The sequence below is a fragment of the Paracraurococcus ruber genome, assembly GCF_004353985.1.
In the GTDB taxonomy this organism is placed as follows: domain Bacteria; phylum Pseudomonadota; class Alphaproteobacteria; order Acetobacterales; family Acetobacteraceae; genus Paracraurococcus; species Paracraurococcus ruber.
Genome location: NZ_SMOA01000248.1, coordinates 1 through 7,873, shown reverse-complemented (window position 1 = coordinate 7,873; position 7,873 = coordinate 1). Strand labels below are relative to the sequence as shown.

Sequence of the window (7,873 nt, the reverse complement as noted above, 5' to 3'; positions counted from 1 at the left end):
CGGGTGCAGCCGCCGCCGTCGCCGGCCCCCCGGCGGCCGGGCGGGTCATGCGGCCGCGTCGCGCGCCTGGTCCCGCAGCGGCGGGACGGCGCGGAAGCCGATGGCCAGCCGGTTCCAGGCATTGATCGCCACGATGGCGAAGGAGAGGGCGGCGATCTCCGCCTCGGAGAACTCCGCCTGCAGCGCCTGGTACTCGGCATCCGGCGCATGGGTCTGCGCGACCAGCGTCAGCGCCTCGGTCCAGGCCAGGGCGGCGCGCTCCCGCGCGGTGTAGTGCGGCGCCTCCCGCCAGGCATTCAGCAGATACAGCCGCGCCTCGCTCTCCCCGGCGCGGCGGGCGTCGTGCGCATGCATGTCGAGGCAGAAGGCGCAGCCATTGATCTGCGACGCCCGCATCTTCACCAATTCCAGCAGCGTCGCGTCCAGCCCGCTGGACGCGACGGCCTTTTCCAGGCCGACCGCGGCCTGGAACAGCTTCGGGGCGGCGGCGCGGTAGTCGAGGCGGGGGGTCATGGGGGCTCACTCTCCCGTTGGGATACGGGGAAGACGAGGCAGCCTGCCGCGGCGTGACCGCGCCCCGCCGTCACGCCCGCGCGACGGGGTCGCCCAGGCGGATGGTCCCGCCCGCAATCACCCGGGCGGTGATGCCGCCATGGCCGCGGACGGCATTGTAGCCGCCGGGGCCGAATTCCTCCTCCATCCGGGAACAGGGATGGCATTCGCCGCTGTGCTCCAGCAGCACCTCGCCGATGCGGAATTGCCGCCCCTTCAGCGCCAGCAGGTTCAGCCCGGCGGTGACGAGGTTGCGGCGCAGGCGCTCCGGCGCCGCGGCCTCCAGCCCCAGGCAGGCGGCGATGGCGGCGCAATGCTCGGCGGCGATCAGGGTGACCTGCCGTCCCCCGGTGGCGGCGCCGCGCCAGCGGTCGCCCTCCAGCCCCTGGCCGGGGAGGAGCAGGGCCGTCTCGACCACGCGCATGGCGGCGCGGCGGGCGGGGCGCAGGCCGATCCAGGCGAGGCGGCCGGGCCGCATGGGGGCGTCGAACAGGCGGGCGAGGGGGGAGGCAGGGGGCAGCGGCGGCATGGCGCTTCCATGCTGCCACGGAACCGGCGGCGCGGGAGGCCGGGGGTTACCGGCGCGGCGGCCGGGGCGAACCGACCGGCATGGGCCATGCCCGTCACCCGCCGAGGAGCCGCCATGCCCATCACCGACATCCGGCCGCTCGGAGCCGGGGACCTGCCGGCGGTCAAGGCCGTCATCGCCGCGACCGGCCTGTTCCCGGCCGACCTGCTGGACGCCATGGCGGCGCCCTTCCTGGGCGGCACCGCCGCCGGCGACCTGTGGTTCGTCGCGGTCGCGGACGGCACGCCCTGCGCGGTCGCCTATTGCGCGCCGGAGCGCATGACCGACGGGACCTGGAACCTGCTGCTGATCGCGGTCCACCCGGACCGCCAGGGCAGGGGCGTCGGCGCCTGGCTGACCGCGCATGTGGAGCGGAGCCTCGCCGGACGGGGGGCGCGGATCCTCTTGGTCGAGACCTCCGGCCTGCCGGAATTCGCCCGGACCCGCGCCGTGTACCAGCGCCTCGGCTATGCCGAGGAGGCGCGCATCCGCGACTTCTACGCGGCCGGCGAGGACAAGGTGGTGTTCCGGCGCGACCTGCGGGACGGGACCGGCATGGTCCGGGCCTGACGGCCACGAGGCCGGGGGAGGGCGGGCAGCGACTCCTCCCCCCCGCGCGCCGTGATCCGCCGCCCTGCCCGGCGCCCGGGCCGCTACAGCTGCGCGAAGCCGCCATCCACGCTCATCTCCGCCCCCAGCATGTAGGACGACCGGTCGCTCGCCAGGAACAGCGCGGCGGCGGCGACATTGTCCGGGCGGCCGAACCGGCCGAGCGGGATGGCACCGCGCAGCCGGTCGGCGAAGGCGGCGAGCGCGTCGGGCGCCATGCCCGTCTTGGCGTGGATCGGCGTATCCGTCGCGCCGGGGCTGACGGCGTTCACGCGGATGCCGCGCGGCAGCAATTCGGCCGAGAGGTTCCGCGCCAGGGACCGCAGCGCCGCCTTCGAGGCCGAGAGCAGCGACAGCCCGGGCGTCCCGACCTCGGCCAGCCAGGACGTGTTGAGGATGATGGAGCCGCCGCGCTGCATCAGCGGCAGCAAGGCCTGCACGGTGAAGAAGGCGCCCTTCAGGTTGATGTCCATGATGCGGTCGTAGAGCGCGTCGTCGGTGGTCTCGATCGGCGTGGCGAAGGCGACGCCGGCATTGACGAAGAGGACATCCAGCCGCGGGAAGGCCGCGGCGGCCGCGGTTCGCAACGCGGCGATCGAGGCCAGGTCGCGCATCTCCGCGTGCAGCGGGATGGCGGGCAGCAGCGCCGCCGCCGTGGCCAGGCGTTCGCGGTCCTGGCCGGTGATGGCGACGCGCGCGCCGGCCGCGACGAAGGCTTCCGCCGTCGCGCGCCCGATACCGCTGGTGCCGCCCGTGATGAGTGCCGTCCTGCCGCCGAGGTCCATGGTCCTGCTCCTGACGCGGTGTGCCTGGGCGGATCCTGGGCTTGGCGGTGCGATCGGCGCGAGGCAGGTTTCCGACGTCGGCGACAAAGCAAATCTATCCCGTGCGATCGCTCCCCCGCCTCCGTGCCCTGCTCGCCTTCGATGCCGCCGCCCGGCATGGCCGCTTCGTCGCCGCGGCAGCCGAGCCACATGTCACCCCGGCCGCCATCGGCCAGCAGGTGCGCGGGCTGGAAGCGGCCCTCGGGGTCCGGCTGTTCGTGCGCCGCCCGCACGGGACGGCGAGGCTGGTGCCGACCGAGGATGCGCGGGCCGCGCTGCGGGACATCGCCGAGGGCTTCGACAATCTCGAGGCCGGGCTGCGGCGGCTGGGCGGGCGGGTCCCGCGGGCCGTGGTCGTCGTCACCGCGTCGCACGCCCTGGCCGCGCGCTGGCTGCTGCCGGAGTTGCCGGATTTCGCGCAAGGGCATCCGGGCGTCGATGTGCGGCTCGACATCACCGACCGGCTGCTGGACCTGGCGCAGGGCGAGGCGGATCTCGGGCTGAGATGCGGCCCCGGCGGCTGGCCGGGCGTGCCGCGCCGGCGGGGATCGCCGCTATGGGAAAATGGTCAGGGGCGACGCCCCGCCCGCCGCCCGGCTGGCCAAAATCGCCAAACCCCGTGCGCCGGGTGCCGAAAGAAGCGGAAAATCCAGCGGCCTGCGCGGATCGGGCCACAACGGACCCGGCGGGCACGCGCCGGGCCGGGCGGCTGGCGCCGCCGGCAGCGGCCGGGGCATCATGCCGCCATGCCGCATTTCCACGCCCGCGCCGCCCTGCTGCCCGAAGGCTGGGCCGAGGATGTCCTGATCGAGGCCGATGCCGCCGGCCGGATCGCCGCCGTCACCCCGGGCGCGGCGCCGGCGGCGGCCGACCGGCTGCGCGGCGCCGTCATCCCCGGGGTGCCCAACCTGCACTCCCATGCCTTCCAGCGCGCCATGGCCGGCGGGGCGGAACGCCGCAGCCCGGATGGCCAGGACAGTTTCTGGACCTGGCGGGAGACCATGTACCGCTTCGTCGGCCGCTTCTCGCCGGAGGATGCCGAGGCGGTGGCGGCGCAGCTCTATGCCGAATGCCTCGAATGGGGTTTTACGAGCATCGCCGAATTCCACTACCTGCATCACCAGCCGGACGGCACGTCCTATGCCGCGCCGGCCGAGATGGCGCTGCGGCATCTGGCGGCGGCGCGGCGCACCGGCATCGGGATCACGCTGCTGCCCAGCCTCTACCGGCATGGCGGCATCTTCGGGCGCGACCCGGCGCCGGGGCAAAGGCGCTTCCTGAACGACCTCGACCCGTATCTGCGCATCCTGGGCGACTGCCGCGCGGCGGTGGCGGGCGACCCGCAGGCGGCGGTGGGCATGGCGCCGCACAGCCTGCGCGCCGTCACGCCGGCCATGCTGCAGGCGGTCGTGGCCGAAGCCGGGCCCATCCATATTCACGCCGCCGAGCAGGAGAAGGAGGTGGCGGAATGCCTCGCCGCCACCGGCGCCCGGCCGGTGCAATGGCTGCTGGACAACGCGCCGCTGGATGCGCGCTGGTGCCTCATCCATGCGACGCACATGACGGCGGCCGAGACCGCGGCGCTGGCGGCGCGCGGCGCGGCGGCCGGCCTGTGCCCGAGCACCGAGGCCTCGCTCGGCGACGGCACCTTCCCGCTGCGCGGCTGGCTGGCGGCGGGCGGGCGCTTCGGCGTGGGCACGGACAGCCATGTCGGCACCTCCCCCCGCGACGAGCTGCGGCAGCTGGAGACCAGCCAGCGCCTTGCCCTGTGGGAGCGCGCGGTGGCGACGACCGCGACGGCGCCGCATCCCGGCCGGCGGCTGCTGGACGCCGCGCTGGCGGGCGGCGCGCAGGCCAGCGGCCGGGCCATCGGCGCCATCGCGCCCGGGCGGCGCTGCGACCTGGTGGAGCTGGATGACGGCCACCCTTCGCTGCTGGGTCGTTCCGGGGATAGTCTGCTGGATGCCTGGGTCTTCGCGGGCCAGGCCAATCCCGTCCGCACCGCCATCGTCGGCGGGAAGCGGGTGGTGGAGGGGGGGCGCCATGTCGCCAGGCTGACGATCGGCGAGGCCTTCGCCGGCGCGATGCGGAGATTGCTGGGATGAGCACCGAGGGACCGCTGCACGGGAAGACCGCCTATGTCACCGGGGGCAGCCGCGGCATCGGCCGCGCCATCGCCCTGGCCTTCGCCGAGGCGGGGGCCGATGTGGCGATCTGCCACCTGGGCGACAGCGCCATGGCGGCGACGCTGGTGCAGGCGGTGACGGCGCGCGGCCGCCGCGGCTTCCAGATGGAGGCTGACGTCGCCTCGGTCGCCGCGGTGCGCGGCTTCGCCCGGGCGGCCGAGGCCGCGCTCGGCCCCTGCGACATCCTGGTGAACAATGCCGGCATCAACATCCGCGGCCCCTTCGAGACGATCACCGAGGAGGACTACGACCGCGTCGTCGACGTGCATGTGAAGGGCATGGTCTTCATGGCGCAGGCCGTCTATGCCGGCATGGCGGCGCGCGGGGCGGGGCGGATCATCAACATCGCGTCCCAGCTGGCCTTCAAGGGCGGGCCGAACATCGTGCCCTACTGCACGGCGAAGGCCGCCATCGTCGGCTTCACCCGCAGCCTGGCCTGGGAGGCGGCGCCGAAGGGCATCCAGGTGAACGCCATCGCCCCCGGCCCGGTCGAGACCGACCTGACGCGCAGCCGCGGCCCGGAGTGGCGGCGGCAGATGGAGGCGACGATCCCGGCGGGCCGGCTCGGCCGGCCGGAGGAGATCGCCGCGACCGCGCTGCTGCTGGCCGGCCCCGGCGGCGCCTTCTATGTCGGCGCCACGCTGTCGCCGAACGGCGGCGACGTCATGCACTGACGCCCCTGGTTCTCGCGGGCCCCGCGGCCCTCGGCGGGGTGGGCGCGGGAGGGGACAAGCCCCTTTCGCCCGCTGCGGTCAGTCCGTCGCGATGACCTTCACATAGCTCCCCGGCGCATCCTCGATGGGCGTCAGCTTGCCGTCGCCCGGCACCCGCGCCGGCACCTGCGCCTTGTCGAGCGAGGCGACCCAGCGCTGCCAGTCCGGCCACCAGGACCCGGCGAGTTCCGTGGCGCCCTTGAACCACGCCTCCGGGTCGGGCGGCAGGCTCTCGTTCACCCAGTGGCTGTACTTGCCGGAACCTGGCGGGTTCACCACGCCGGCGATGTGGCCGCTGGCCGCCAGGACGAAGCGCACCGGCCCGCGATAGACCTGCGTCGCCCGGTAGGTGCTCTGCCAGGGCGCGATATGGTCCTCCCGCGTCGAGACCAGGTAGGACGGCACCTTGATCTTGCGCAGGTCGATGGGCTGGCCCAGCAATTCGATCCCGCCCGGCTTCACCAGGTCGTTCTGCTGGTACATGCGGCGCAGGTAGAAGCTGTGCATGCGCGCCGGCATGCGGGTGCTGTCGTCGTTCCAGTAGAGCAGGTCGAAGGGGAAGGGCTCCTGCCCCAACAGGTAGTTGTTCACCACGAAGGACCAGATCAGGTCGTTGGCGCGGAGCATGTTGAAGGTCGTCGCCATCTCGCGGCCTTCCAGGAAGCCGCGCTGCTGCATCCGTTCCTCGAGGCTGTGCAGCTGCTCCTCGTCGATGAAGACGCCGAGCTCGCCCGCTTCCTCGAAATCGGTCATGGTGACGAAGTAGGTGGCCGAGCGGATGCGGGAATCCCGCCGCAGCGCCATATGCGCCAGCGTGGTCGCCAGCAGCGTGCCGCCCAGGCAGTAGCCGATGGCGTTGACCTGCGTCTCGCCCGTCGCCTGCTCGATGGCGGTGAGGGCGTCGTAGATGCCCTCCTGCATGTAGTCCTCGAAGCCCTTCTCGGCCAGGCGCGCATCCGGGTTGACCCAGGAGACGACGAAGACCGTGTGGCCCTGGTCCACCGCCCAGCGGATGAAGCTGTTCCGCGGCCGCAGGTCCAGGATGTAGAACTTGTTGATCCAGGGCGGCAGGATCAGCAGCGGCCGCTGCAGCACCGTCGCGGTCGTCGGCGCATACTGGATCAGCTGCATCAGGTCGTTCTGGTACACCACCTTGCCGGGGGTGACCGCGATGTTCTCGCCGACGCGGAACTTGCTGTCGTCGGTCATGCGGATGCGCAGGCGGCCCTTGCCGCGCTCCAGGTCCGCCAGCAGGTGGGACAGCCCCTTCAGCAGGTTCTCGCCGCCGGTCTCGGCGGTGCGGCGCAGCACCTCGGGGTTGGTCAGCAGGAAATTGGACGGGCTCATCGCATCGACGAATTGCCGCGTGTAGAAATCGACCTTCTGCGCCGCCTTGGGATCCAGCCCGTCCACGTCGGTGACCACGGTCTGGAAGAATCGGGCGCTCAGCAGGTAGCTCTGGCGGATGAAGTCGAAGACCTCGTTCTCCCGCCAGGCCTGGTCCTTGAAGCGGCGGTCGCGCGGATCCTCGGCGATCACCGGCGCCGGGGCCTCCCCCAGCATGCGCCGCGCGGTGTTCTGCCAGAGCGTGAGGTAGTCCTGCCAGAAGCCGACCTGCGCCTGGACCAGCCGCGCCGGGTTGGTCATCAGCCGCGTCGTCATCTCGAAAAAGGCGGTGCCGATGTTCAGCGGGTCCGGCGATGCCTCGGACTCCGCCTGGCGCCGGAGGAAGTCGGTGACGATGCGCTGGCCGCGCTCCGCCACCTCCGACATCGTCCGGGTCACCAGCGCCGGGTCGGGCAGGCGGAATTGCGGCTGGTCGGGCGTCGGTTCCTGGTCCATGCGGCACCATAGCCCGGGCGGGAGAGCTGCCTCCAGACCGGTTCGGGATATGTTCCTGTGACGGTGTGCAACAAACCGCCCGCGGCGATCCGCCCGGCCGCGGCGGCCTGGCGGACTTCCCCCTCCCGACCGATCCCCCAACCTTTCCCCTGGGCGGCGATCTGATCTATGCCTGCCGGCCGCGGCGCGGGGTGGATCATGCGGCATCCGGGACGGCAGGGCAGGGTCTGGGCGGCGTTTGCGGTGGCCGCGCTGCTGGCCGGCTGCGCGGTGCCGGACGAGGTGAACCCGGTCAAGATCTACAACCGCGTCTCGGGCAATGACGATGCGCTGCGGCCGGAACCGCCGGGGATGGACCGCCCGACCCCCAACCTGGCGACCATCCCGCCCCGGCCGGAACGGCCGCCGCCGGCCTTCCGCCAGGCGGTGACCGAGTCGCTGGCCGGCGACCGTGCCGCCTCGCGCGACCCGCTGGTGCTGCGCAGCATCCCGGCGCCGGGCCAGGGCCCCCGCACCGGCGCGCCGGCGGAGACCGGCATGCCGGCCGCGCCGCCCGCCCCGCCGCGGCTGGCGGGCGCC

7 protein-coding genes and 1 pseudogene are annotated in these 7,873 nt (G+C 73.4%); 4 read left to right on the top strand and 4 right to left on the bottom strand.

Annotation, left to right across the window (positions count from 1 at the left end):
* Nucleotides 1–45 precede the first annotated feature (45 nt).
* Nucleotides 46–513, bottom strand: coding sequence for a carboxymuconolactone decarboxylase family protein (locus E2C05_RS25845; RefSeq protein WP_133222533.1), 468 nt, complete (start codon nucleotides 511–513; stop codon nucleotides 46–48).
* A gap of 70 nt (nucleotides 514–583) precedes the next feature.
* A complete protein-coding gene (locus tag E2C05_RS25840) occupies nucleotides 584–1,081 on the bottom strand; it encodes an MOSC domain-containing protein (RefSeq protein ID WP_133222532.1) in 498 nt (165 codons plus the stop codon).
* A gap of 114 nt (nucleotides 1,082–1,195) precedes the next feature.
* Here E2C05_RS25840 and E2C05_RS25835 point away from each other — a divergent pair, with 114 nt between their 5' ends.
* Entirely contained in the window at nucleotides 1,196–1,690 is a 495-nt protein-coding gene (locus E2C05_RS25835) for a GNAT family N-acetyltransferase (RefSeq protein ID WP_133222530.1), read from the top strand.
* Between the two features lie 83 nt (nucleotides 1,691–1,773).
* Here the strand turns inward: E2C05_RS25835 and E2C05_RS25830 are convergent, their stop codons facing one another.
* Nucleotides 1,774–2,514, bottom strand: a complete 741-nt coding sequence (locus tag E2C05_RS25830; RefSeq protein ID WP_133222528.1) for an SDR family oxidoreductase — start codon at nucleotides 2,512–2,514, stop codon at nucleotides 1,774–1,776.
* Between the two features lie 101 nt (nucleotides 2,515–2,615).
* Between E2C05_RS25830 and E2C05_RS25825 the strand changes: the two genes are divergently transcribed.
* The gene (locus tag E2C05_RS25825; protein WP_158292369.1) at nucleotides 2,616–4,658 is read left to right on the top strand and encodes a formimidoylglutamate deiminase; all 2,043 of its coding nucleotides are present in this window, start codon (nucleotides 2,616–2,618) and stop codon (nucleotides 4,656–4,658) included.
* Entirely contained in the window at nucleotides 4,655–5,413 is a 759-nt protein-coding gene (locus E2C05_RS25820; RefSeq protein WP_133222524.1) for an SDR family NAD(P)-dependent oxidoreductase, read from the top strand. Before E2C05_RS25825 ends, E2C05_RS25820 begins: the two co-directional genes overlap by 4 nt.
* A 78-nt stretch (nucleotides 5,414–5,491) precedes the next feature.
* Here E2C05_RS25820 and E2C05_RS25815 read toward each other — a convergent pair whose 3' ends face one another.
* Nucleotides 5,492–7,294, bottom strand: coding sequence for a PHA/PHB synthase family protein (locus tag E2C05_RS25815; protein WP_133222523.1), 1,803 nt, complete (start codon nucleotides 7,292–7,294; stop codon nucleotides 5,492–5,494).
* A gap of 198 nt (nucleotides 7,295–7,492) precedes the next feature.
* Between E2C05_RS25815 and E2C05_RS25810 the strand changes: the two are divergent.
* Nucleotides 7,493–7,873: pseudogene (locus E2C05_RS25810) on the top strand (hypothetical protein); the annotation flags it as partial.

What these genes read in the sequence shown, in the direction of transcription:
- E2C05_RS25820 (WP_133222524.1), top strand. Translation starts at nt 4,655, where the DNA reads ATGAGCACCGAGGGACCGCTGCACGGGAAGACCGCCTATGTCACCGGG.
- E2C05_RS25835 (WP_133222530.1), top strand. Translation starts at nt 1,196, where the DNA reads ATGCCCATCACCGACATCCGGCCGCTCGGAGCCGGGGACCTGCCGGCG.
- E2C05_RS25830 (WP_133222528.1), bottom strand. Translation starts at nt 2,514, where the DNA reads ATGGACCTCGGCGGCAGGACGGCACTCATCACGGGCGGCACCAGCGGT.
- E2C05_RS25845 (WP_133222533.1), bottom strand. Translation starts at nt 513, where the DNA reads ATGACCCCCCGCCTCGACTACCGCGCCGCCGCCCCGAAGCTGTTCCAG.
- E2C05_RS25840 (WP_133222532.1), bottom strand. Translation starts at nt 1,081, where the DNA reads ATGCCGCCGCTGCCCCCTGCCTCCCCCCTCGCCCGCCTGTTCGACGCC.
- E2C05_RS25815 (WP_133222523.1), bottom strand. Translation starts at nt 7,294, where the DNA reads ATGGACCAGGAACCGACGCCCGACCAGCCGCAATTCCGCCTGCCCGAC.